This window comes from Neorhizobium sp. USDA 3394 (assembly GCF_056280385.1).
The window spans coordinates 1725520-1748396 of sequence record NZ_JBWCDU010000002.1; the positions used below are offsets into that span (position 1 = coordinate 1725520).

Annotated in this window: 22 protein-coding genes and 1 tRNA gene; 15 read left to right on the top strand and 8 right to left on the bottom strand. The window is 61.9% G+C overall.

All coding sequences use genetic code 11. From position 1 onward, the window contains the following. Positions 1-11: 11 nt before the first annotated feature. From cyoB to ACZ9EJ_RS29735, 5 genes are all read left to right on the top strand, one after another. Positions 12-2015, top strand: coding sequence for a cytochrome o ubiquinol oxidase subunit I (cyoB, locus tag ACZ9EJ_RS29715; protein ID WP_046629390.1), 2004 nt, complete (start codon positions 12-14; stop codon positions 2013-2015). A gap of 4 nt (positions 2016-2019) precedes the next feature. Next, on the top strand, positions 2020-2652 hold the full coding sequence (gene cyoC / locus ACZ9EJ_RS29720) for a cytochrome o ubiquinol oxidase subunit III (protein WP_046629392.1): 633 nt from the start codon (positions 2020-2022) through the stop codon (positions 2650-2652). Beyond that, entirely contained in the window at positions 2649-3056 is a 408-nt protein-coding gene (cyoD, locus tag ACZ9EJ_RS29725) for a cytochrome o ubiquinol oxidase subunit IV (RefSeq protein WP_046629394.1), read from the top strand. Before cyoC ends, cyoD begins: the two co-directional genes overlap by 4 nt. A gap of 36 nt (positions 3057-3092) precedes the next feature. After that, positions 3093-3842, top strand: coding sequence for an SURF1 family protein (locus tag ACZ9EJ_RS29730; protein WP_046629397.1), 750 nt, complete (start codon positions 3093-3095; stop codon positions 3840-3842). A gap of 125 nt (positions 3843-3967) precedes the next feature. After that, positions 3968-4423: a hypothetical protein gene (locus ACZ9EJ_RS29735; RefSeq protein WP_255736616.1), complete on the top strand. Its 456-nt coding sequence runs from the start codon at positions 3968-3970 to the stop codon at positions 4421-4423. Between the two features lie 73 nt (positions 4424-4496). Here the strand turns inward: ACZ9EJ_RS29735 and katG are convergent, their stop codons facing one another. Next, positions 4497-6680, bottom strand: a complete 2184-nt coding sequence (gene katG / locus ACZ9EJ_RS29740) for a catalase/peroxidase HPI (RefSeq protein ID WP_046629401.1) — start codon at positions 6678-6680, stop codon at positions 4497-4499. Between the two features lie 208 nt (positions 6681-6888). On the opposite strand from katG, the gene ACZ9EJ_RS29745 reads away from it, so the two are divergent. The 3 genes from ACZ9EJ_RS29745 to ACZ9EJ_RS29755 all read left to right on the top strand — a co-directional run bounded on the left by ACZ9EJ_RS29745 (position 6889) and on the right by ACZ9EJ_RS29755 (position 10520). Then, positions 6889-7806, top strand: a complete 918-nt coding sequence (locus tag ACZ9EJ_RS29745; protein WP_046629403.1) for a hydrogen peroxide-inducible genes activator — start codon at positions 6889-6891, stop codon at positions 7804-7806. Between the two features lie 279 nt (positions 7807-8085). Then, positions 8086-9420 carry a glycosyltransferase family 4 protein gene (locus tag ACZ9EJ_RS29750; protein ID WP_080954057.1) on the top strand — a complete coding sequence of 445 codons (1335 nt, stop codon included), beginning with the start codon at positions 8086-8088 and terminating at the stop codon, positions 9418-9420. After that, entirely contained in the window at positions 9420-10520 is a 1101-nt protein-coding gene (locus ACZ9EJ_RS29755; RefSeq protein ID WP_046629405.1) for a hypothetical protein, read from the top strand. Before ACZ9EJ_RS29750 ends, ACZ9EJ_RS29755 begins: the two co-directional genes overlap by 1 nt. Positions 10521-10669: 149 nt before the next feature. Here the strand turns inward: ACZ9EJ_RS29755 and ACZ9EJ_RS29760 are convergent. Together ACZ9EJ_RS29760 and ACZ9EJ_RS29765 are read right to left on the bottom strand one after the other, a co-directional pair. After that, positions 10670-10756 (bottom strand) — tRNA-Leu (locus ACZ9EJ_RS29760). A 102-nt stretch (positions 10757-10858) separates the two neighbouring features. After that, the gene (locus ACZ9EJ_RS29765; protein WP_046629407.1) at positions 10859-11161 is read right to left on the bottom strand and encodes an Rdx family protein; all 303 of its coding nucleotides are present in this window, start codon (positions 11159-11161) and stop codon (positions 10859-10861) included. A gap of 150 nt (positions 11162-11311) precedes the next feature. Between ACZ9EJ_RS29765 and ACZ9EJ_RS29770 the strand changes: the two genes are divergently transcribed. Beyond that, positions 11312-11761 carry a DoxX family protein gene (locus ACZ9EJ_RS29770; protein WP_046629409.1) on the top strand — a complete coding sequence of 150 codons (450 nt, stop codon included), beginning with the start codon at positions 11312-11314 and terminating at the stop codon, positions 11759-11761. Positions 11762-11794: 33 nt separating this feature from the next. On the opposite strand, the gene ACZ9EJ_RS29775 is transcribed toward ACZ9EJ_RS29770, so the two are convergent. Further along, positions 11795-12664: an NAD(P)-dependent oxidoreductase gene (locus tag ACZ9EJ_RS29775; RefSeq protein WP_046629411.1), complete on the bottom strand. Its 870-nt coding sequence runs from the start codon at positions 12662-12664 to the stop codon at positions 11795-11797. A gap of 137 nt (positions 12665-12801) precedes the next feature. On the opposite strand from ACZ9EJ_RS29775, the gene ACZ9EJ_RS29780 reads away from it, so the two are divergent. From ACZ9EJ_RS29780 to ACZ9EJ_RS29790, 3 genes are all read left to right on the top strand, one after another. Further along, the gene (locus tag ACZ9EJ_RS29780; RefSeq protein ID WP_046629781.1) at positions 12802-13287 is read left to right on the top strand and encodes a GFA family protein; all 486 of its coding nucleotides are present in this window, start codon (positions 12802-12804) and stop codon (positions 13285-13287) included. A gap of 23 nt (positions 13288-13310) precedes the next feature. Next, positions 13311-13865, top strand: coding sequence for a sugar O-acetyltransferase (locus ACZ9EJ_RS29785; protein ID WP_046629412.1), 555 nt, complete (start codon positions 13311-13313; stop codon positions 13863-13865). A 128-nt stretch (positions 13866-13993) separates the two neighbouring features. Next, positions 13994-15067 carry a glycoside hydrolase family 25 protein gene (locus ACZ9EJ_RS29790; protein WP_046629414.1) on the top strand — a complete coding sequence of 358 codons (1074 nt, stop codon included), beginning with the start codon at positions 13994-13996 and terminating at the stop codon, positions 15065-15067. A 68-nt stretch (positions 15068-15135) separates the two neighbouring features. Here ACZ9EJ_RS29790 and ACZ9EJ_RS29795 read toward each other — a convergent pair whose 3' ends face one another. Continuing rightward, positions 15136-16212 (bottom strand): class I SAM-dependent methyltransferase, encoded by a 1077-nt coding sequence (locus ACZ9EJ_RS29795; RefSeq protein ID WP_046629416.1) that lies wholly within the window; start codon positions 16210-16212, stop codon positions 15136-15138. Positions 16213-16360: 148 nt separating this feature from the next. Here ACZ9EJ_RS29795 and ACZ9EJ_RS29800 point away from each other — a divergent pair, with 148 nt between their 5' ends. Next, the gene (locus tag ACZ9EJ_RS29800) at positions 16361-17404 is read left to right on the top strand and encodes a GlxA family transcriptional regulator (RefSeq protein WP_046629418.1); all 1044 of its coding nucleotides are present in this window, start codon (positions 16361-16363) and stop codon (positions 17402-17404) included. 48 nt (positions 17405-17452) lie between these two features. Here ACZ9EJ_RS29800 and ACZ9EJ_RS29805 read toward each other — a convergent pair whose 3' ends face one another. Beyond that, positions 17453-18808 carry an aminotransferase-like domain-containing protein gene (locus ACZ9EJ_RS29805; RefSeq protein WP_046629782.1) on the bottom strand — a complete coding sequence of 452 codons (1356 nt, stop codon included), beginning with the start codon at positions 18806-18808 and terminating at the stop codon, positions 17453-17455. Between the two features lie 199 nt (positions 18809-19007). Between ACZ9EJ_RS29805 and ACZ9EJ_RS29810 the strand changes: the two genes are divergently transcribed. Further along, a complete protein-coding gene (locus ACZ9EJ_RS29810) occupies positions 19008-19871 on the top strand; it encodes a DMT family transporter (protein ID WP_046629420.1) in 864 nt (287 codons plus the stop codon). A gap of 87 nt (positions 19872-19958) precedes the next feature. After that, a complete protein-coding gene (locus tag ACZ9EJ_RS29815) occupies positions 19959-20285 on the top strand; it encodes a hypothetical protein (RefSeq protein WP_080954058.1) in 327 nt (108 codons plus the stop codon). A 66-nt stretch (positions 20286-20351) separates the two neighbouring features. Here ACZ9EJ_RS29815 and ACZ9EJ_RS29820 read toward each other — a convergent pair whose 3' ends face one another. Together ACZ9EJ_RS29820 and ACZ9EJ_RS29825 are read right to left on the bottom strand one after the other, a co-directional pair. Next, entirely contained in the window at positions 20352-21023 is a 672-nt protein-coding gene (locus ACZ9EJ_RS29820) for a DUF2161 domain-containing phosphodiesterase (protein ID WP_046629422.1), read from the bottom strand. Positions 21024-21059: 36 nt separating this feature from the next. Next, entirely contained in the window at positions 21060-22778 is a 1719-nt protein-coding gene (locus ACZ9EJ_RS29825) for an ABC transporter ATP-binding protein (protein ID WP_046640049.1), read from the bottom strand. Positions 22779-22877 lie beyond the last annotated feature (99 nt).

Consider the following 22877-nt stretch of genomic DNA (forward strand, 5'->3'; position numbering starts at 1 on the left):
GGTAGAAACCCATGTTCGGCAACACCACGCTCACTCAATTTCTTTTCGGACGGCTTTCCCTGGAAGCCATCCCCTATCACGAACCGATCCTGATCGTGACCTTCATAGCGGTCGCAATCGGCGGCATCGCCCTCCTGGCGCTGATCACCAGATACAAGCTCTGGGGCTATCTCTGGACCGAGTGGTTCACGAGCGTCGATCACAAGAAGATCGGCATCATGTATATCGTGCTCGCCATCATCATGCTGCTGCGCGGTTTTGCCGATGCGATCATGATGCGCATCCAGCAAGCGATCGCCTTCAACGGAAACGAGGGCTACCTCAACCCGCATCACTACGACCAGATCTTCACCGCCCATGGCGTGATCATGATCTTCTTCGTGGCGATGCCCTTTGTGACCGGTTTCATGAACTACGTGGTGCCGCTGCAGATCGGCGCGCGCGACGTCTCCTTCCCCTTCCTCAACAACTTCTCCTTCTGGATGACCACGGCCGGCGCCGTCATCATCATGATGTCGCTCTTCGTCGGGGAATTCGCCCGCACCGGCTGGCTGGCCTATCCGCCGCTTTCAGGCGCGGACTACAGTCCGGGCGTCGGGGTGGACTACTACATCTGGGGCCTGCAGGTTGCGGGCGTCGGCACGACGCTATCGGGCATCAACCTGATCGCCACGATCGTGAAGATGCGCGCGCCGGGCATGACCTTCATGAAGATGCCGATCTTCACCTGGACCTCGCTCTGCACCAACGTGCTGATCGTTGCAACCTTCCCGATCCTGACCGCCACGCTCGCCCTGCTGTCGCTCGACCGCTATGTCGGAACGAACTTCTTCACCAACGACCTCGGCGGCAATCCGATGATGTACATCAACCTCATCTGGATCTGGGGCCATCCGGAAGTTTACATCCTCGTACTGCCGGCCTTCGGCATCTTTTCCGAAGTCGTCGCCACCTTCAGCGGCAAGCGCCTCTTCGGTTACGCCTCGATGGTCTACGCCACGTGCGTCATCATGATCCTCTCCTACATCGTGTGGCTCCACCATTTCTTCACGATGGGCGCCGGCGCGAGCGTGAACGCCTTTTTCGGGATCACGACGATGATCATCTCGATCCCGACCGGCGCGAAGATGTTCAACTGGCTTTTCACCATGTATCGCGGCCGCATCCGCTACGAGCTGCCGATGTACTGGACGATCGGCTTCATGGTGACCTTCGTCATCGGCGGCATGACCGGCGTCATGCTGGCCATCCCGCCGGCCGACTTCGTGCTGCACAACTCGCTCTTCCTGATCGCCCACTTCCACAACGTCATCATCGGCGGCGTGCTGTTCGGGCTCATGGCGGGCATCGTCTACTGGTGGCCGAAGGCCTTCGGCTACAAGCTCGACAGGTTCTGGGGCCTCATCAGCTTCTGGTGCTGGCAGATCGGCTTCTTCGTCGCCTTCATGCCGCTCTACGTGCTCGGCCTGATGGGCGTCACCCGCCGCGTCAGCCAGTTCGAGGATCCTTCCCTGCAGGTATGGTTCGTCATCGCCGCCATCGGCGCCGGGATCATCGCCTGCGGCATCGGGGCTTTCATCATCCAGCTCGTCGTCTCGTTCCTGCGCCGCGACCAGCTGCGCGAGACCTCCGGGGATCCGTGGGACGGGCGCACGCTGGAATGGTCGACCTCCTCGCCCCCGCCGGACTACAACTTCGCCTTCACGCCCGTCGTGCATGATCATGACAGCTGGTACGACATGAAACTTCGCGGCTACGAACGCCCGCTCGGCGGCTTCAAGCCGATCCACATGCCGAAAAACACCGGCACCGGGATTATCCTGGCCGGCATCAGCATCGTCTTCGCCTTCGCCATGATCTGGTACATCTGGTGGCTGGCGGCCCTCTCCTTCATCGCGATGGTCGCCACGGCGATCGGCCACACCTTCAACTACAACCGGGATTTCCACATTCCCGCCGAAACCGTGACCGCAACAGAGGACGCGCGCTCAAAGCTGCTCGCGGAACGGACCTGAGATCATGAGCCAGACGCAAGCGCAAACCCACGGCACGGACAACGGCAAGCCGCAATTCTACGTCACCGACGAGCATCATCCGGAAGGCAGCACCATGCTGGGCTTCTGGCTCTACCTGATGAGCGACTGCCTGATCTTCGCGGTGCTTTTCGCCACCCACGGCGTGCTGGGCCGCAACTATGCGGCCGGTCCCTCGCCCGCCGACCTGTTCGACCTGCCGCTCGTTGCCGTCAACACGGCAATGCTGCTTTTCTCGTCGATCACCTACGGCTTTGCCATGCTGCAGATGGAACGGGGGGCGAAGGCCGAGACCCTGTTCTGGCTCGGTGTGACGGGCGTGTTTGGCGCCGCCTTCCTCGGCCTCGAGCTTTACGAATTCAACCACCTGATCCACGAGGGCGCCGGACCGACCCGTTCGGCCTTCCTTTCCTCCTTCTTCACGCTGGTCGGCACCCACGGCCTGCACGTCACCTTCGGCATCATCTGGCTGATCACGCTGATGGTGCAAGTCGGCAAGCACGGCCTGATCCCCGAGAACAAGCGCCGCCTGATGTGCCTTTCGATGTTCTGGCACTTCCTCGACGTCGTCTGGATCGGCGTCTTCTCCTTCGTTTACCTGATGGGAGTCCTCGGATGAGCTCGCACCCCAACGCTCCGTCGCACGAAAGCGCCAGCCAGACCCATCACGGCCACAGCCATGGCCATGAGGCGGCACACGGCACATTCAGGAGCTACATGATCGGCTTCGCCCTGTCGGTGATCCTGACGGCCATTCCGTTCTGGCTGGTGATGAGCGGCGCCATCGACAGCAAGCTGTTCACAGCCTTCCTCGTCATGGGGCTGGGTGTGATCCAGATCATCGTGCACATGGTCTACTTCCTGCACATGAACCCGCGGTCGGAAGGCGGATGGACGATGATGGCACTGCTCTTCACCCTTGTACTGGTGGGCATCACGCTTGCCGGATCGCTCTGGGTCATGCACCATCTGAACACCAACATGATGCCGATGTCGCCGGAGATGATGAAGAACATGCCGTGATCCCCTGTCGGGGATGAGCCTGGAAAGGATAGACGCGTGGCTCTCGATCATCCTTTGGCCGGACAGACAGCGGATGGGGAGCCGGCCCGCTCCCGGCTCGTATTCGCGGGTGCGATGCTCTTCCTGGCGCTGACCTTTATCGGGCTCGGCACCTGGCAAGTGCAGCGGCTCTCCTGGAAACTCGATCTGATCGCCCGCGTCGACGCCCGGGTCACCGCGACGCCGGCACCCGCCCCTTCATCGCCGGCCTGGCCTGCGATCAACGCCGAAAACGACGAATATCGCCGCGTCACCACCACCGGCTTCTTTCATCATGGCGAGGAAACGCTGGTTCAGGCCGTCACCGATCTCGGTCCCGGCTTCTGGGTTCTGACGCCGTTGGAACAGAAGGACGGAACCACCGTCCTCATCAACCGTGGTTTCGTCCCCCTCGACCGCCGCGACCCGGCGGCACGCGCGGACGGAGAGATCCAGGGCCCCGTGAAGATTACCGGCCTCATCCGCATCAGCGAGCCGGGCGGTGCCTTCCTGCGCTCCAACGATCCCGCGAGCGGCCGCTGGTACTCTCGCGACGTGGCAGCGATTGCCGCCGCCAAGGGTCTCGAAAAGGTGGCGCCCTATTTCATCGATGCCGACGCGACGCCGATCCCGGGCGGCCTGCCGGTCGGCGGATTGACGGTGATCCGCTTCCGCAACAGCCACCTCGTCTATGCCGTGACCTGGTATCTGCTGGCCGTGATGAGCGCCGGAGGGGCCTACGCCATCCAGCGGAAACGTCCGGCCTGAACTCGGGCGTGGATTTCCACCGAATAGCAGCCCGGCAAGCTGTTCATCACGCGCCGAATTTCCCATAGTCCGAGAACCGGCCTTTACCAGCGCCGGAGACGGCCAGTTTGGAGCGGATCGGTATCATGCGCCAGTTTTTCAACTCGAAATACAAGATCATCCTGGCGGCAGCGCTGTTCATCCTGACATCGATCTTCATGTCGATTTCCGCGACCGGGCATGTCAGCGGCAATTACATCGCCATCGTCCTTGTCGCGTTCCTGTTCACGATCCTGTCGCTCTATTCGACCGCCCGATCGCAACATGCCGAATACTTGATCATCGGCAGCCTGCTTCTATCCCTCTCGACATTGGTCGGGATAACCGAGGTGCTGACCAAGAAGATCTCCAACATGCAGTATGGAATTTATTTCTTCGCCTTCCTCGGCTGCGTCGGCCTGCTGTCGCTGGGCCTGATCGCGCGCTATCTCATCAGCGAGGGATGGGGCGTCAGCTCCGAAAAGACGCGCGAAGCGCTGTCGGTCTGCGCCACGATCCTCGGATTCGTGCTGGCGATCGCCTCGGCCTTCGTACCGGCCTGAGAAGTCCGGCGTATCATCAGCACTGAAAAAGTGCCCGGACGTAGCTGAGCCACGTCCGGGCCATCTTGATCGATCAGACGAGATCGAACCGATCGGCGTTCATGACCTTGGTCCATGCCGCCACGAAGTCCTTCACGAACTTGGTCTTGGCGTCGGACTGGGCATAGACTTCAGCGATCGCACGAAGCTGCGAATGTGAGCCGAAGATCAGGTCGACGCGGGTACCGGTCCACTTGGGTGCCTTGGTCTTGCGGTCACGGCCTTCGTAGACTCCATCCTTGCCGGCAACAGGCGACCATTCGGTGCTCATGTCGAGCAGGTTGACGAAGAAATCGTTCGTCAACGTTTCCGGCTGGGACGTGAAGACGCCGTGTTCGGGCTGGCCGGCCTTCAGCACGCGCAGGCCGCCGAGGAGAACCGTCATTTCCGGTGCCGTCAGCGTCAGCAGCTGAGCGCGGTCCACCAGGGCTTCTTCAGCCTTCATGAACTGCGTCTTGCCGCTGTTGACATAGTTGCGGAAGGCATCGGCACGGGGTTCCAGCGGCGCGAAGGAAGCCGCGTCCGTCTGTTCCTGCGAAGCGTCCATACGGCCCGGCGTGAACGGTACGGCAATGTCCTCTCCTGCTGCCTTGGCAGCCTTTTCGACGCCGGCGGCACCCGCAAGGACGATCAGGTCGGCCAGCGAGATCTTCTTGCTTCCGGTACGGGTGGCGGAAAAATCCCTCTGGATTCCTTCGAGAACGCCCAAGACCTTGGCGAGCTGCGCCGGCTGGTTGGCCTCCCAGTCCTTCTGCGGCGCAAGCCGGATGCGCGCGCCATTGGCGCCGCCGCGCTTGTCGGAACCGCGGAAGGTGGAGGCGGAAGCCCAGGCGGTCGAGACCAGTTCCTGTACCGTGAGGCCCGATGCCAGGATCCTGGACTTGAGGTCGGCGACATCGTGGTCGTCGACCAGGTCATGATTGACCGGCGGGATCACGTCCTGCCAGATCAGATCTTCGGCCGGCACTTCCGGACCGAGGTAGCGAACCTTCGGCCCCATGTCGCGGTGGGTCAGCTTGAACCAGGCGCGGGCGAAGGCATCGGCGAATTCAGCCGGGTTTTCGAGGAAACGGCGCGAGATCTTCTCGTAGGCCGGGTCGAAACGCAGCGCCAGATCGCTGGTCAGCATGGTCGGAAGCTGCTTCTTCGATGGGTCGAAAGCGTCCGGAATGGAAGCTTCAGCATTCTTGGCCACCCACTGCTTGGCGCCGGCCGGGCTCGTGGTGAGCTCCCATTCGAAGCCGAACAGGTTTTCGAAGAAGTAGTTGCTCCACTGGGTCGGGGTCTGGGTCCAGGTCACTTCCAGGCCGCTGCCGATCGCATCGCGACCGACGCCGGTGTTGAACTTGCTCGACCAGCCGAGGCCCTGGGATTCGAGCTCGCCGCCTTCCGGGTCGACACCGACGAATGACGGATCGCCAGCGCCATGGGTCTTGCCGAACGTGTGGCCGCCGGCGATCAGCGCCACGGTCTCTTCGTCGTTCATCGCCATGCGAGCGAAGGTTTCGCGGATGTCGCGGGCGGATGCCAGCGGATCCGGGGTGCCGTTCGGGCCTTCCGGGTTGACGTAGATGAGGCCCATCTGCACGGCACCGAGCGGTTCTGCGAGCTGGCGTTCGCCGCTGTAGCGCTCATCTCCGAGCCAGGTCCCTTCCGGACCCCAGTAGAGCTCTTCCGGCTCCCAGACGTCGGCGCGACCGCCGGCGAACCCGAACGTCTTGAAGCCCATCGATTCGAGCGCGACGTTGCCGGTGAGGATCATCAGATCCGCCCAGGAGATCTTGTTGCCGTATTTCTGCTTGATCGGCCAGAGCAGGCGACGGGCCTTGTCGAGGTTGACGTTGTCCGGCCAGCTGTTGAGCGGCGCGAAACGCTGCTGCCCCTGGCCGGCGCCGCCGCGGCCATCGGTGATGCGGTAGGTGCCGGCGCTGTGCCAGGCCATGCGGATGAACAGGCCGCCGTAGTGACCGAAGTCGGCCGGCCACCACTCCTGGCTATCGGTCATCAGGGCATGAAGGTCTTTCTTCAGGCCCTCGAGATCGAGCGTCTTGAACTCTTCGGCATAATTGAACGCCTCGCCCATAGGGTCGGAACGCACCGAGTGCCCATGAAGGACCTGGACGTTCAGCTGGTTAGGCCACCAGTCGCGGTTCGATCTGCCGCGAGGCGTATGGGCGACCGGACATTTGCCGGCGTTTTCGCTAGATTTCGCATCCATGACTATCTCCTTGATGACTTAATTATCTGCCGTGCAAAAGAGGGCAATTTTTCCCGAACCGCCTGGGTCCGGCCGCGCTATTCCCGACTGTAGTCCCGCCTGTTTAACCGGAGCAAGCCAAACGCGCGCCCTCCCTCGTCTTCCTTCTTATCGGAAGCGTCTCATAAATTTAAGTTGGATTTACTGATCGCGGCGATAAGCTGGGGTTATGAAGAATCTTACTCTCAAACAGCTCCGCTATTTCGAAGCCCTCGCGCGGGACGGCCGCTTCCGCCGCGCAGCCGATGCCTGCGCGATTTCCCAGCCAGCCCTGTCGATGCAGATCAAGGAACTCGAACAGGAAGTGGGCGGCGATCTCTTCGAACGGAATGCGCGCGAAGTGAAACTGACCGCCTTCGGCCAGACCTTCGCGCTGCGGGTTCGCGACATCCTGCGGGCGGTGGATGAACTGGCGGACCTTGCCCGTGCGTCGCGCGATCCGTTTCTGGCGCGCTTGCGCATCGGGATCATCCCGACGATCGCGCCCTATCTCCTGCCGGCGATCATCAACGATCTGAACAGAACCTTCGACGGGATTGAAATACAGGTGCGAGAGACACAGACGGCAAAACTGGTCCAGGAACTGGCGCAGGGCGAACTGGATCTGGCAATCGTCGCCCTGCCGGTGTCGGAACCGTTCCTGACCGAGCTCAAATTGTTCGACGAGGAGTTCGTGCTGGTCCGGCGACGAGAGGACGAGGGCAAGCCGGTACCCGAACGCGAGGCCCTCCGCGAAATGCGCCTGCTCCTGCTGGAGGAAGGCCATTGTTTTCGAGACCAGGCTCTCTCGTTCTGCAAGATAGGCACGACGCGCCTGCGGGAAGTCATGGAGGGCAGTTCCCTGTCGACGCTCGTGCAGATGGTCAGCGCCGGTATCGGCATCACGCTGATCCCGGAAATGGCCGTCCCGGTGGAAACGCGCTCGGCGCAGGTGTCGATCTCCCGCTTCCAGTCGCCGCGGCCCTCACGCAGCATCGGAATGATCTGGCGCAATTCGACGCCCTTGGTCACCCAACTCCTGCAGATTTCCGAGGTGGTGCGCGGGTCGGCCGACACGGTGCGCAGGCAGCACGCGATGCAGCCCTAAGACCGCAACGAAGCGGCTCCCGGAGGGAGCCCCGGGTGATCCACGAGCAGAGTTCGGGCAATCGTGAGCAAGAGCCAATCCGAAAGCCTGTCAATCTCCGGGGGATCATCCGGATCGCGCGGTCCCTTGAACGACATATTCCGAATTTTCCCTCATTGGCCCCATGCCCGCACGGCGTCTCTCACCTTCTTTAGGGGTAGCCGCAGGCTACATTAGACGGCGTTGCCCAAATATCGGCGGTGCCAGAAAATGGCGGCTATCTTATTGCAAGGGTAGAACATGAGTTCCATCAATAAGGTTCTGATTGTCGCTGAACACGCCTCGCTGAAGTTCGGTGGCGAAGCTTCCCTCCCATGGCATTATTTCACCCGGTTGCGTGCCCGGGGCATAGAGACCTGGCTTGTGGTTCATGAGCGTACTCGGGAGGAGTTGACTTCTCACGCACCCGACGCTGTAGACCACATGCATTTCATCAAGGACACCCGGCTGAATATTCTGATGTGGAGGTTGGGGCAGCTCTTGCCGGACCAACTCGCCAACATCACCGTCGGCTATATCAGCCGCGTCGCGACACAGATGAGCGCGCGGCGCATCACGCGCGAACTGGTCCACACGCTGGGCATAGAGGTCGTCCACCAGCCAATTCCGGTCTCGCCACGTGAACCGTCTCTGATCATCAACGTGGGTGCGCCGGTTGTTATCGGACCGATGAACGGCAATATGTCCTATCCGCCGGGCGTCCATCCGAAGGGACGAACAAGTGGCACCGGTGATTTACTGTTTAAGCTTGGGCGGCGTTTGTCAGACGTCATGCATCTTTTGATGCGCGGCAAGCGAGAAGCCGCACTGCTGCTGGCAGCCAACGAGAGAACACGCGCGGTTCTACCCGCGAATATCGGCGGCACGGTCGCGATGCTCGTCGAAAATGGCATTGACGCTGAACTCTGGACGCGGCGCAACCACGCTGACGATCGGCCGGGAAAGCCGGTTCGTTTCGTCTATCTGGGGAGGTTGGTTGACTGGAAGGCAGCGGATCTCCTTCTAATGGCATTGAGACGCGTCAAAAGCCGGGAACGTGTGGAACTGGATATCGTCGGTGACGGCCCGATGCGCAGTAAGCTCGAAGCGATGGTTGAGGCCATGGATCTGGTTGGCCGGGTACGTTTTCACGGATTTTTGCCTCAACGCGAATGTGCAGGGGTTCTGCAGCAGTCGGATGTTTTCGTCATGCCCAGCCTTCACGAATGCGGGGGTGCCGTCGTTCTCGAGGCGATGGCCGTCGGTTTGCCTGTCATCGCAACAAAGTGGGGTGGCCCCGACGACTATCTGGATGACGATTGCGGCGTCCTCGTCCAGCCAACGTCCCGAGACAATATTATTGCAGGATTCGCCGAGGCGATGCAGCGTCTTTCCGATGATGTGGATCTACGGCGCAGCCTTGGGGAAGCTGGCCGCGCAAAAGCGCTTACGCACTTTGATTGGGACGACAAGATCACGCAAATCATACAGCTTTACGCCGTGGCAATCCAAAATCACGTCAAAGCTGCGGAAGACAACGATTTGAACTCAGACAAACGGGAAAAACAAATGGCCTTGATTGTCGGGGGCAAGTAATGACGGTCTCGTCAACCGAGCCAACCCGAGCAATTTGTGTCTACGAGGACAGACCTCACAATTTCACGGGCGTTAAGCTCACCTTGCTGAGTCTGATGAACCGTTTTCCCGGAGCGGTATTATATGTCGCCCACCGCTCCATGCCCGAGAGCTTCAGGGCTTGGATGGCAGATTTTCCCTTCATTCGAGAACTCGTCTTTGATGTCGACGAAATCGGTGGTTTCGACGTGAAGCCAGCGGCATTGCTGCGCCTTCTCGATCTCGGACATTCGGAGGTTTTTTGGTTCGATTCTGACATCATCTGGATTGGGGCCGGAACGGCAGGGCTGGACAATTTGCCCCGTGATGTTTTTGTCGCTACGGAAGAGACCTATTGGTCGCAGCAGCAAGGAAGTTTGAAGCGCACCCTGTACTGGGGCATGAAGCCGGGGCGCGCCCTGACCGCAACCGTGAACACCGGCATCCTGAGAGCCACAGAAGATCATCGGCAACTTCTTGAAGCCTGGACAGAGCTTCTGCATCACCCACGTTATCGACACGCGCAAGCCAAACGAGCTGCAGAACGACCCATTCACATGCTTGGCGATCAGGAGGTGCTTACCGCCCTCCTTGGCGCCGAGAGATTTGCGGGCATACCTCTAAGATTGCTACGCCGGGGCTTGGATATCGCCCAGTGCTTCGGCCCTGCCGGTTGGACCCCGTTTGAGCGCCTGCAATGCCTGTTACGCGGGCATCCACACTTCATTCATGCAATGGGCGTCAAGCCTTGGACGCAGATGAAAGCCGGGCGGAGGTTCTGGAGTGCTTTGAGGCAACGAGATCTACGTGCCTACTACGACGCGGTGTCGATCGAACTTTCCCCCTACCGTGTTGCTGCCGAGAAATATAGCGAGCAACTCCACGAGGACATTTCGTGGCTTCAGCCTCAGACGCTTCCTGCACGTATCTCCGTCTTTCTATTCCGCAACCATTTTCTGGCTCAGGGCATGCCGCTGGCTATGTTCGATTCCCTTACCCGACGATTGCGTCGTTGGCTTGGTATCGCCCGGTATCATGAATATGAGGAATACATCCTGCAAACTTCGCCGCTGAGCCCGTAGAACCGCTGGAAACTAGCGGCCGCCGCAATCAACAAACCGAGATCAGAACAAACCAGCAATGAAATTTGTCCCACGCCCCGAAAGGGGTGGGTGAAAGTGAGACAAATTTACCTAAAAAACAGAGCAAAAACAATGCTCAATAAATGGAATGGTGCCCAGAAGAGGACTCGAACCTCCACACCCTTTCGGGTACCAGCACCTGAAGCTGGCGCGTCTACCAATTCCGCCATCTGGGCGACGGAGAGCCATGTACGGGTGTGACCTTCCCCTGTCAACTGGCTTTTTGAAGTTTCCGTGCCCGTCGCCGAAAAACCTTCATGGATCTGTCACGGACGGCTTCAGCTCTCGCCGTCTTCCTTCGCCTTGCGGTCCAGATGGCCGAGGTCTCGGTCCGGGTCGATCATGTCGCGCACCCGCTGCTTCAACTCCTTGGGCCCGGGAAACCCGCCGTCCCGCTTGCGTTCCCAGATGAGTTCGCCATTCACCTGGATCTCGAAATTGCCGCCGGTGCCCGGGATCAGCGCCACCTCGCCGAGCGCGTCGCCAAAGGTCTGCAAAAGCTCCTGCGCCATCCACCCGGCCCTGAGCAGCCAGTTGCACTGGGTGCAATAGAGAATCGTAATGCGCGGTTTTTCCATCATGTTTCGCCTTCTACCCAAGTCAATTCCGTCTCACGATAATGTCAACCAGGATGGTCAGGTTTTGAACGCGCGCATCTCGACAGAAAGGGCGCGAACGTCAATTTGGGCTGCTCCAACGATAGTCGCGTTGTTTTCATTAAAAGAGGTCCCATGGCTCTTCAATCCACCACCCGCTCCCGCCTGATCATTCCGGCGCTCGCCCCCGTTTATACCTCCGCCCATGAGATCGTCGAGACGATCCTGCGCGTGACGGCCGGCGTGTTGCTTGTCACCCACGGTTTCGGCAAGATCACCAATCCGTTCGGCGCAACCGGCATGGTGGAAAGCCTCGGCTTCTATCCGGGCGTCTTCTGGTCGCCGCTGCTCGCCGCGACGGAATTTTTCGGCGGCATCCTCGTCGCCATCGGCCTCTTCACCCGCCCGGCCTCCTTCGCCGCGATGATCGTTCTTCTGGTCACCGTCTATTTCCATGGTATCGTGCAGAACCAGGGTCTCGCCGGAGCGGAAAAGTCCATTCTATGGGCGGCGATCTTCCTGTTCTTCGCCCTGCGCGGCGGCAATAGCCATTCAGTCGACGCCCGCCTCGGCCGGACGTTCTGACCTCGCTGTCATGGCTGAGCCTCTCCCCGGGGCTCAGCCTTTTCCTTCGAGCGCCAGCCGGACGACGGTGCCAAGATCGGCCTCGGCAAACCCAAGCGCCGCTGCATTCTCGAAGCTGGCACGCGCCGCCTCGATGGCCGGCGTTGCGACGCCAAGGCCGCGGGCAAGATCGAGAACCACGCCCATATCCTTCAGCACGCCGGAGACCGGAAAGCCGACCGCCTCGGTTTCGCCGAGTATGACGGGAAGCCGAGATCGCATGGCCGGGCTCGCCGCCGGGCTGCCGGACAGGATCTCGATCATCTTGTCGCGCCCCAGCCCCGCCTTGCCACCAAGCTCCACGGCTTCCTTCATGATCTGCCACAGCCCCATCAGCATCATGTTGTTGACGAGCTTGGCGGAGGCGCCGTCTCCCAGTCTACCGACATGATGGATACGGTTCGAGAGCACCTCGGCCACCGGCAGGAAACGCTGAAAATCCTGCTCCGCGCCACCGATATAAAGACCGACCGTGCCCGCCAGCAGCATTTCCGGCCCGCCTGAGATCGGTGCATCGAGAAGCGCCGCACCCGCCTTGCCCATGGCATCGTGATGGGCACGCAGCGTCTCGGGGCTGACGGTGCTGGTATCGACGATCAGCTTGCCGGCAAGATCGGCGACGGCAAGCTCTCCGAGCGTGGCATGCACCGCGGCATCGTCGAGCAGGGCAAGGATGACCATGTCCGAAGCATCGAGCAGTGAAACCAGATCGACCGAGGCGGAGATCCCAAGGGCCGTCGCCTTGTCGGGGCCAAGGCCGCTGCGCGTCCATCCCGCCACCGCAAATCCCTGGGTCGCGAGGCGCCGGGCCATGGCGCTGCCCATCCGGCCGAGGCCGACGATACCAATCCGCTCTTTCGTCATGCGTTGATCCTGCTCATATCGTTGCTGCCGGAGTTAAAGCAGAACATGCCGGTCTCGTCTTGTTCATTTTGCATTGCGGGAGGGTTGAGGAATATTCCATATTCGTCATGCGCAATGTGAGGGAGCTCGGACGGAAGATGAGCGAGATATTCGAGGGCGGATGCTTCTGCGGCAAAGTCCGCTATCGCATGCATGGGCGGCCCATGTTCATCCATTGCTGCCATTGCACCGACTGCCAGCAGCAGAGCGGTGGCGCCTTTGCCATCAATGCCCTGATGGAAGCCGACCGGGTGGAGATCACCGAGACCGAGCCGGTCGCGGTTTCCATGAAGACCGATAGCGGCTTGCCCCACGATATTTACCGCTGCCCGCAATGCCAGACGGCGGTCTGGAGCGACTACGGCCGACGCAAATGGATGCTGTTCATCCGGGTCCAGACGCTCGAAAGGCGCTCCGAATTCTCACCGGACGTGCATATCTTCACCCGCTCGAAAGTCGCTTGGTTGGGCCTGCCAGAAAACGCCAATGTCCTCGATGAATATTATAGTACGAAGACGATGTGGCCGCCCGAAAGCCTGGCGCGGCGCGAGGCCGCCCGGGTCAAGGCCGGGGCGGAACGCTGACGCGGGAAGGATCACGAGGCGGGATGGCGAGCGAACGCGAAAAGATGGCGGCCGGCGAGTGGTATTGCTGCCTGGATCCGGAACTCGATGCGTTGAGGGACAAGGCGCGGATGGCCGTGCATGCGCATAACACCATGTCGCCCGCCGAGCGCGGTGCAATGGCCCCTGCACTGCGCACGCTGTTTGGCGCGGCGCCCGACGCATTTCTGGAAGCACCCTTCCACTGCGCCTACGGCTTCAATGTCTTTCTTGGGCAAGGCGTCTATCTGAATGCCGGCTGCACGATCCTCGACACCGCACCGGTTCGAATCGGTGCCCGTTCGATGCTGGGGCCGGGCGTCCAGATCTACTGCGCCGATCACCACCGCGACCCCGTGCTGCGCGCCCGGGGCCTTGAGATCGGCCGCCCGATCAGCATCGGCGCCGACGTCTGGATCGGTGGCAGCGCAATCATTTTAGGCGGCATCACGATCGGTGGCGGAGCGATCGTCGGGTCTGGCTCCGTCGTCACGCGGGACGTGTCGCCGGGGGCCACGGTCGTGGGAAACCCGGCGCGGTTGATCACGCCGCGCGGCTGATTTCAGAACATCTCCGCGCGTAAAGATTGGATTCAGCATTTTTTGGTAATTTTCCGTTAGCAATTCCTGTCGGGGATCTATCGACGGCGGGGGCGGCCGTCTTTGTTGTCTTGCGTACGGGTTTCAAAATGCGTTTATCGGCTGTACCAGCACTCCTCGTCACCTGCCTCGCCTTGGCGGGCTGCGCCTCGGCATCCGGTCCGGACGAACTGGTCGCCGGCGTCGCAACCCAGGAGAAGACAGGCTCGGTCGATCTGCCCGCCGCCCCTGTCCCTTCGGTGGGTGTCGGCAAGACCTCGCGCCTCGGCGCGCAGCAGGCCCCTCCGCAACAGACCTTACCGCAGCAACAGGATATCGCCTGGAACGGCGCGACGCCGGCACCGCAGGCCTTTGCGCGGGAAATGACGGTCGGCATGCCGCTTCCCGCCGAACGACCGGTCGCCATGCTGGTACCCGACCAGCCGGCACTGGAAACCGCCCCCCGCAGAGGGCGCCTGCAGATCTACAGCCGCCAGTTCCGCGATGCCAAGCCGATCAATTTCGGAAGGGTTTCGCCGAGAAGCTACCCGGTGCACGGCGTCGACGTGTCGCGCTGGCAGGGCGACATCGACTGGGCGAAGCTTCGGACCCAGGGCGCCAACTTCGCCTATATCAAGGCCACCGATGGTGGCGACCATCTCGATCCGATGTTCAGAACCAATTGGCGACGAGCCAAGGAGGCGGGCATCAGGCGCGGCGCCTACCATTTCTTCTACTGGTGCCGCACCGCCGGCGAACAGGCCGACTGGTTCATCCGCAACGTGCCCCGCGATCCCGACGCGCTGCCGCCCGTGATCGACGTCGAATGGAACGGCGAGTCGAGTTGCAAGGCGAAACTCTCCCGCGCCCGGGTGCTCGAAAAGATGCAGGTCTTCATGGACAAGCTGGAGCGCTATTACGGCCAGCGGCCGATTATCTACACAGCGCCGGATTTCTACGAGGACAATCTGTCGGGCGAGCTTCTCAACTATCCCTTCTGGCTGCGCGCGGTCGCACAGCACCCTTCCAAGGTCTATCCGGGCCGCAGGTGGCTCTTCTGGCAATATTCCGGCTCCGGCCTGTCGCATGGCGTCGACGGCAAGATCGACCTCAACGTCTTCCACGGCTCGGAAGAGCAGTGGCACAACTGGGCCTCGCCGCGCACGACGATCGCACAGAATTAGAACAAGCGCGCAGGGCCCTGTGAAACAGACCCCGCACGCTCCCTGGAGGTTACGTCAATGCGGATGGATTACAGCCGCGCCTCGAGGACGAGGTTGAACGGCGTTGCCATCGCCCGACGGAAGCGGGTGAAGCCGGCCTTGTAGAAAATCTCCCGCAGCCTTGCTTCGCCGGCTTGCGCACCAAGCACCATGTGACCGCCGTCGGAAATCGCATGGGCGCAGCAGATCGTCGTCGATGCGGCGTAATACATGCGTGCGACGGGCGAGATGTTGTCGTCGACGCGGTCGTTGGCGAAAGGCTCGACGAGCATCACCGTACCATCCGGCGCAAGCGTTCTCGCCGCATGCCGGGCTGCCGCCAACGGGTCGCCCATGTCGTGCAGGCAATCGAAGAAGCAGATCAGGTCGTAGCCCTTGCCGGGATAGTTTTCGGCGCGCGCTGTCTCGAACGCGACCCGTCCGGTGACGCCCGCTTCCGCCGCGATCTTGCGGCCTTCGTCGAGGGATACCCGATGCGTATCAAAGCCACGGAACCGCGAAGCCGGGAAAGCCTGCGCCATCAGCACCGTGGAGTGACCATGGCCACAGCCGACATCCGCGACCGAGGCGCCGCTCTTCAGCTTGTCGACCACACCGTCGAGCGCCGGCAGCCATTCCGGGACCAGGCTTGCCTTGTAGGCGTTGCGATAAAGCGAGGCGACGCCGCAATAAAGCCGGCCATCATGGTCGCCCCAAGGAATGCCGGAACCCTTGCGAAAGGCCTCCAGCGCCTTTTCCTCGTCCGACCACATGGAAGCCGGCACGCCCCAGGCGGCGGCGAGGAAGACCGGGCTATCCTCGTTGGCAAGCACCAGCGCCTGTTCCGGGGTAAGTTCGAAACTGTCGCTGACGGCGTGAAACAGAACATAACCGCCGGCGACCTGCGAACTCAGCCACTCGCGGATGTAACGCTCGGCGCAGCCGGTGCGGCTTGCCAGTTCGTGGGCACTAAGCGGTCCGGCCCCGGCCATCGCCTTGTAGAGCCCGAGACGGTGGCCGATACTGACCATGACGCCTCCGTACCCCGCCGACAGATCGCCGATGGCGCGGGAAACGATCGCGTCCAGCTTGGCCGGATCGATCTCGTTTGTCTTGACGTAGTCCATATTGCTATCTCCTGTTCCTTCATCGGAAGTTGATGATGGCAGAGGATCGCAGGTCCAGACCGGTTCGGGCAGAGCGGGAAAATCCACAATCGGGCCGTTTGCGCCACTCCCAGGCTCGGTGTAGGGATTTGATCGTTGGAGGATCGTTATGCCGCATAAAGCGACCGGGACAGGCTTGAAGCCGCTGCATGTCAGCCTCGTGGCCATTCCCGACGCCGTGGTCTCGACGCTGAGCGGCGTCTTCGACGTGATGAACGCCTTTTCCGTCCTGCCGCCGCCGGACGTTGCGATAACCCGCCCGTTCGAAGTCCAGATTGTCGGAATTGAGGCCGGGCCGATGACGCTCGCAAGCCTGGTGCCGGTCACCGTCCAGCGCAGCATCGCCACGCTTGAGGCGACCGATATCGTCATCGTTCCGTCGATCCTGCTGAGGCCGGACGGCTGGCGGAAAGGCCGCTACCCGGAGCTGGTCGACTGGGTAAACCGGATGCATGCGGGCGGCGCGCTGATATGCTCGGCCTGTTCGGGCATTTTCCTGCTGGCCGAGACCGGCCTCTTCGACGGCGCCGATGCGACCGTGCATTTCGGTTATGCCGGTGCCTTCGCGGTCGCCTTTCCGCAGGTGCCGATCCATCCCGAACGGGTGCTGGTCGTTTCCGGGCGGCGCGAGGAGCTGATCAGCTCGGGCGCCTCGATGACCTGGCACGACCTCGTCCTCTATCTCATCGCCCGCCATATGGGGGCTGCGGCGGCCCAGTCGATCGCGCGCTACTTCGCGCTGCAATGGCATCAGGACGGGCTCGCCCCCTATATCGTCTTCGAAGGCCACAGGGGGCATGGCGATACGGCAGTCCAGGCGGCACAGGATTGGATCGCAACCCACTTTTCCGTCGCGAACCCTCTCGAAGAGATGATCCTGCGGGCTGGCCTTACCGAACGCACGTTCAAGCGCCGTTTTACGGCCGCAGCAGGTGTCAGCCCGATCGCCTACGTGCAGCGCCTGAGGATCGAGGAGGCCAAGCGCCGGCTGGAGGGGACGGAAGCTTCGGTCGACGAGATCAGCTGGCAGGTTGGTTATGAAGAGCCCGCCTTCTTTCGCCGTCTGTTCAAGCGCGTCACGGGCCTGGCACCCGGCGCCTACCGGCGGCGTTTCCAGATCCCGGATTTTGCGCGCCCGGACAAGAATACCTGACGACCGAACCCCGGTCGGCAGCTCTCAACCCGTTATTGACCCAGGCCGTCATTGACGCAAGGCGTCCAGAGCTCGCTCCAGGCTCCGGAATATCCTCGCATTCTCAGACTGCGCCACGTTGAAGCGCAGGAAGCTGCCGGCGTTCTGGGAGAGGCTGAATGCGTTGCCGGGGGCCAGCACGACATTGTCGGCAAGGCAGGTACGCGCCACATCGGCCGCCTCTATGCCGTTCGGAAGCCTGCACCAGAGAAACAGGCCGGCGCGGGGCTGCAGCCAGGGCGTGATGCCGAGCGTCGCAAGACGTCCCGTCGTCGCCTCCATTGCCCGCGACAGCCGGACGCGCAGCTCTTCCAGATGTTTCCGGTAGCTGCCATCGGTCAACAGCAGCAATACGAGTTCGGAAGACAGCCGGCCCGCCGCAAAGCTCGTGGCGATCTTCAGATCGACCAGACCCTCGATCCATTCCCGCCTGGCGGCAATGAAACCGCAGCGTACCGAAGCCGACAGGGTCTTCGAAAAGCTGCCGATATGCACCACCCGGTCGAGCCCGTCGAAGGCGGCCAGACGCGGCGCCGGCTCGTGTTCCAGGTCCGCGAAGATGTCGTCCTCGATGACCGTCAGCCCGGCCCGGTCGACGAGTTTCAGGAGCCGGTGTGCCACAACCGGCGAAAGTGTCGCGCCGGTCGGATTGTGGATCGCCGAATTGGTGATGTAGAGCCGCGGCCTGTGCTCCTCGATCGCCTTTTCAAACGCCTCGATATCCGGCCCGGCCGGCGTCATCGGCACGCCGACGACTTTTGCGCGATGCGCACGCAGCAGGGCGTGGAAATTGAAGTAGCAGGGATCGTCGACCAGGACCGCGTCGCCCGGCTCGATCAGAAAACGGCAGAGAAGGTCGATCGCCTGGGTGCCGGATTCGGTAAGGATGATCTGGTCGGGAGCAGCAGCGATGCCGTGCTCGCCCATTCGCCGGGAAAGGAGTTGCCGCAGCTGTGGCGAGCCAAGCGGCGTGCCGTAGTCCGACAGGACCCGATCCTCGCTGCGCGACAGGCTGCGCAGAGCCCTTCGGATCGCCGCCTCCGGCATCCAGGAGGACGGCAGCCAACCACAGCCGGGCTTCAACAGGTCGCCGTCCTCGAGAGCCTGGCGCGATACCCAGAACGGATCGATTGCCCGGTCGAGCTTCGGGCCGATCTCGGAGAGCGAAAGCGGTGCCAGCGGGCTCGAGACGTAGAAGCCCGACCCCGGCCGGGAGCGGATCAGCCCTTCCGCGGCCAGCCGCTCATAGGCCTCCACCACCGTCGAGACGGAGACATGCATCGCCTTGGCGAACACACGCACCGAAGGCAGCCGTGCGCCAGGCACCAGACCGCGGCCGGCCATACGACTGCGGATCTCCGCCATGACGGTCCCGATACGTTGGCCGCCGCCCTTCTGTTCCGCCCTTGCATCCACCGTACCGCTCCATGAACCATAACAGTTTCTGCAAATTGTATCGTATTGTCTCTGGTAGCGCCATGGCTCCGGCTGATAGCGGGAAATACCCAAGGAACGCGCTCGGACGAGCGTCCAAGGGGAATACCCGCAGATACAGGAGACTTTGATGAACAACACGGCAAGCGGCTGGATCAGTGGCATGATCGGCGTATTGATCTTCAGCGGATCGCTTCCGGCCACCCGGATTGCGGTGGCCGATTTCGATCCGCTGTTCCTGACCGTGGCGCGCGCCACGATCGCCGGCCTGCTGGCGCTGTGTCTGCTGCTGGCCTTCCGCGAAAAACGCCCTGCCCGCTCCGATCTCCTGCCGCTCGCGATCGTCTCGCTCGGCGTGGTCATCGGATTCCCCCTATTGACGGCCCTTGCGCTGAAACACATCACCTCGGCGCATTCGATCGTGTTCATCGGCCTCCTGCCGCTCGCGACAGCGATCTTCGGGGTACTCCGGGGCGGCGAGCGTCCAAAGCCCGTCTTCTGGTTCTTCTCCTGCGTCGGCAGCGCGATTGTCGCCGGCTTCGCGCTGTTTCAGGAACAGGCAGCCTCCTCGGTCGGAGATCTCCTGATGCTGGCGGCGGTCATAGTCTGCGGGCTCGGTTATGCGGAAGGCGCCAGCCTCTCGCGCAAACTCGGCGGCTGGCAGGTCATCTCCTGGGCGCTGGTGCTTTCCCTGCCCGTGATGCTCACGCTGTCGATCGTGGCCGTGCCGGCCGCGTTTCCAAACCTCCACAGCACGTCCTGGCTCGGCCTGGCCTATGTTTCGCTGTTCAGCATGCTGATCGGCTTCATCTTCTGGTATCGCGGCCTTGCGCTCGGCGGCATTGCAGGCGTCGGCCAGCTGCAGCTTCTGCAGCCTTTTTTCGGCCTGCTCCTGGCCGCCGCACTCCTCGGGGAAAAGGTCAGCCTCGGCATGTTCGCGGCAACGCTTGCGGTGGTTGCCTGTGTGGCAGGCGCAAAGAAATTTGCACGTTAATTCGGCACGACCTGCTTGCGCCGTTCACGAAATCGGGAACCAAACGCGTACCGAGGCATTATCCGGCTGCAGAAGGAGGAAGCAATCATGACTTTTGATCCCAATGACAGAAAGTTCGAGCCCCGTGATCCGGACATCCGGACAACGGAAATTCGTACCGGCAGCAGCTCCTCGTGGGTGCCGTGGGTAGCCGTGATCGCCGTCATTCTGGTCGGCGCATTCGTATGGTCGCAGATGGGCGGTTCTTCGACCGACCCTCAGACCACCTCTTCGACCAATCCGCCGGTAACCGACAACTCTACGTCGTCCCCCGCACCGGCTCCGATCACCCCGGCAGCTCCGCCGGCAGCTAGCCCCGCCCCGGCAACTCCGCCGGCCGGTGGTGCAACCGGTGGCACCGGTACGCAGCCGTAAGGCTGTTGCTCGAGAGATAAACAAAGCCGTCCGCCTTCGAGGCGGGCGGCTTTCTGTTTGGCGCAATTAAAACTCGTTCTCGCGCGGCACCGTCTGCGGCCAGCGCTGCAGAGCCTGCCGCCCGACCTCGGTGAGCCCATAGACCCCCTTGTCGATGCGCTCGAACCAGCCGTAATAATTGGCACGCAAGATCGTCCCCGCTGTAGGAGCTGCGTGTTTGAGATCTCGCGGCCGAAGCGGACCGCCGCTAAGCGCCGAGGCGCAGGCGAGCGCCTGCTGACGATAGGCGGTCATGACCGGGATCTTGGTGCTGCCGCCGACCGCCGGATCGCCGCGCCGTTTGCAATGCTCCTTGACGAGCCGCGTGCGCCGTTTCGGATTGGTGCGCGGCATCGGCGAGACTGAACTGACCAGCACGCTCACCTCGCCCTGATCCGAAACGCCGAGCATGCCGATCCCGAGCCGGCGGCAGAGATCGCGATACCGCTTGTCCGCCTCCCGGCCCCTGCCCTTTGCGGAAACACGCGCCGCGATCCAGACCTCGTCCGAAACGCCAGCCCGATCGACCGCCTGCAGGATCAGTTCAAGATTGAAGGTCAGCTTCAGCTCGCAGATGACAACGACAGGCGGATCCGTCCCGCTCAACCCCACCAGATCGCAACCGCCCACCTCCCCCTTCACCTCGTATCCGAAGCTTTCGAGAAAGGTCTTGACGGGGAGGTAGAGCGAGGTTTCCATGCGGTCCGGCGGCGGTGAATCAGTGGGTGGACAGTATCACATCATCCCAACCTGCGCCGCGTGGAGCCTGGTATAGGCGCCACGTTTGGCGATCAGGTCCTGGTGGGTGCCCTGTTCGAGGATACCGTTGCCGTCGATGACGACGATGCGGTCGGCACCCTGGATGGTGGCGAGGCGGTGGGCGATGATCAGTGTCGTGCGACCCTGCGAGAGTTCGGCAAGCGAGCCCTGAATGGCGCGTTCCGTCTCGGTATCAAGCGCCGAGGTCGCCTCGTCGAGGATCAGGATCGGCGGGTTTTTCAGGAACATGCGGGCGATCGCGACGCGCTGTTTCTGGCCGCCCGAAAGCTTGACACCGCGCTCGCCGATCATGGTGTCGAGGCCCTGCGGCAGGCCGGCGAGCATTTCTTCGAGCCGCGCCCGGCGAGCAGCCTCGATGATATCGGCTTCACTGGCGCCGAGGCGCCCATAGGCGATGTTTTCGCGGATCGTGCCGCCGAACAGGAAGACGTCCTGCTGGACGATGCCGATCTGCTGGCGCAGCGACACCTTGGTCATCTTGCGGATGTCCATTCCGTCGATGGTGATGCTTCCGCCACCGATCTCGTAGAAACGCGGCAGCAGCGAGCAGATCGTCGTCTTGCCGGCGCCCGAGGGGCCGACGAAGGCGATCGTTTCGCCGGCGCGGATCGCAAGGTTGACGTTTTCCAGAACCGGCTTGTCCGGGCTGTAACCGAAGGAGACGTTCTCGTAAGCGATTTCGCCCTTGAGGTGATCGACGTCGATCGCATCCGGCGCGTCGGCGATATCCGGCTCGGTATCGATCAGTTCGGTGAAGCGGCGGAAACCGGCAATGCCCTTCGGGTAGGTCTCGATCACCGAGTTGATCTTCTCGACCGGGCGGAAGAACACGCCCACCAGAAGCAGGAAGCCGATGAAGCCGCCGGCGGTCAACTCGCCCGACAGCACGAAATAAGCGCCGGCGATCATCACCACCATCTGGGTCAGCCGCATGCTCATGTAGCTGAGCGAGCTGCTGGCGGCCATCAGCTTGTAGGCATCGAGCTTTACGCGCCGGTAGTTCTGGTTGTCCTGTTCGAAGAGCTCTCGTTCGTGTTGCTCGTTGGCGAAGGCCTGCACAACCCGGATACCGCCGACATTCTCCTCGATGCGGGCATTGAAATCACCAACGCGACCGAAGAGACGGCGGAAATTGTCGGTCATTCGGCCGCCGAAATGGCTCGTCACCCAGGCGGTCATCGGCACGACGACGGCGGTGATCATCGCCAGCTGCGGGTTGACCGAGAACATCAGCGCGAGAGCGCCGGCAAAGGTCATGATGGCGATGAACAGGTCTTCCGGTCCGTGATGGGCGACTTCGCCGATCTCTTCCAGATCCTTGGTGAGGCGCCCGACAAAATGGCCGGTCTTCTGATTGTCGAAATAGCTGAACGAGAGCTTCTGGAGATGGTTGAAGGCGGCCCGGCGCATGTCCGTCTCGATATTGATCCCAAGCATGTGGCCCCAATAGGTAACGATCGCCATCAGGCCGGTATTGATCGCATAGATCAACAGGAGCGCCGCAGAGGCGAGCAGGATCAGCAGCCATTCGTGGCTGAGGAGAAGCCGGTCGACGAACAGCTTCACCGCCATCGGAAAGCCGAGTTCCAGCACGCCGGAGATGATCGCGCAGCCGAAATCCAGGAGGAAAAGCCCACGGTATGGACGGTAATAGGCAAAGAAGCGACGAAGCATCGGACACTCTTGAAATCAATAGATGAGTAGCAGCGGCAAGTTTTTGAACCCGCTTAGCCGGGTTCGCCGGCGAGGTAAACCTCCGCGCGCCTGAGCACC

Coding starts and splice junctions, on each gene's coding strand:
- ACZ9EJ_RS29765 (WP_046629407.1), bottom strand. CDS start 11,161: ATGATGGAAAAACCGCGCATTACGATTCTCTATTGCACCCAGTGCAAC.
- cyoB (WP_046629390.1), top strand. CDS start 12: ATGTTCGGCAACACCACGCTCACTCAATTTCTTTTCGGACGGCTTTCC.
- ACZ9EJ_RS29745 (WP_046629403.1), top strand. CDS start 6,889: ATGAAGAATCTTACTCTCAAACAGCTCCGCTATTTCGAAGCCCTCGCG.
- ACZ9EJ_RS29810 (WP_046629420.1), top strand. CDS start 19,008: ATGAACAACACGGCAAGCGGCTGGATCAGTGGCATGATCGGCGTATTG.
- ACZ9EJ_RS29815 (WP_080954058.1), top strand. CDS start 19,959: ATGACTTTTGATCCCAATGACAGAAAGTTCGAGCCCCGTGATCCGGAC.
- ACZ9EJ_RS29825 (WP_046640049.1), bottom strand. CDS start 22,778: ATGCTTCGTCGCTTCTTTGCCTATTACCGTCCATACCGTGGGCTTTTC.
- ACZ9EJ_RS29785 (WP_046629412.1), top strand. CDS start 13,311: ATGGCGAGCGAACGCGAAAAGATGGCGGCCGGCGAGTGGTATTGCTGC.
- ACZ9EJ_RS29800 (WP_046629418.1), top strand. CDS start 16,361: ATGCCGCATAAAGCGACCGGGACAGGCTTGAAGCCGCTGCATGTCAGC.
- cyoC (WP_046629392.1), top strand. CDS start 2,020: ATGAGCCAGACGCAAGCGCAAACCCACGGCACGGACAACGGCAAGCCG.
- ACZ9EJ_RS29805 (WP_046629782.1), bottom strand. CDS start 18,808: ATGGCGGAGATCCGCAGTCGTATGGCCGGCCGCGGTCTGGTGCCTGGC.
- ACZ9EJ_RS29780 (WP_046629781.1), top strand. CDS start 12,802: ATGAGCGAGATATTCGAGGGCGGATGCTTCTGCGGCAAAGTCCGCTAT.
- ACZ9EJ_RS29795 (WP_046629416.1), bottom strand. CDS start 16,212: ATGGACTACGTCAAGACAAACGAGATCGATCCGGCCAAGCTGGACGCG.
- katG (WP_046629401.1), bottom strand. CDS start 6,680: ATGGATGCGAAATCTAGCGAAAACGCCGGCAAATGTCCGGTCGCCCAT.
- ACZ9EJ_RS29775 (WP_046629411.1), bottom strand. CDS start 12,664: ATGACGAAAGAGCGGATTGGTATCGTCGGCCTCGGCCGGATGGGCAGC.
- ACZ9EJ_RS29770 (WP_046629409.1), top strand. CDS start 11,312: ATGGCTCTTCAATCCACCACCCGCTCCCGCCTGATCATTCCGGCGCTC.
- cyoD (WP_046629394.1), top strand. CDS start 2,649: ATGAGCTCGCACCCCAACGCTCCGTCGCACGAAAGCGCCAGCCAGACC.
- ACZ9EJ_RS29790 (WP_046629414.1), top strand. CDS start 13,994: ATGCGTTTATCGGCTGTACCAGCACTCCTCGTCACCTGCCTCGCCTTG.
- ACZ9EJ_RS29755 (WP_046629405.1), top strand. CDS start 9,420: ATGACGGTCTCGTCAACCGAGCCAACCCGAGCAATTTGTGTCTACGAG.
- ACZ9EJ_RS29735 (WP_255736616.1), top strand. CDS start 3,968: ATGCGCCAGTTTTTCAACTCGAAATACAAGATCATCCTGGCGGCAGCG.
- ACZ9EJ_RS29750 (WP_080954057.1), top strand. CDS start 8,086: ATGAGTTCCATCAATAAGGTTCTGATTGTCGCTGAACACGCCTCGCTG.
- ACZ9EJ_RS29820 (WP_046629422.1), bottom strand. CDS start 21,023: ATGGAAACCTCGCTCTACCTCCCCGTCAAGACCTTTCTCGAAAGCTTC.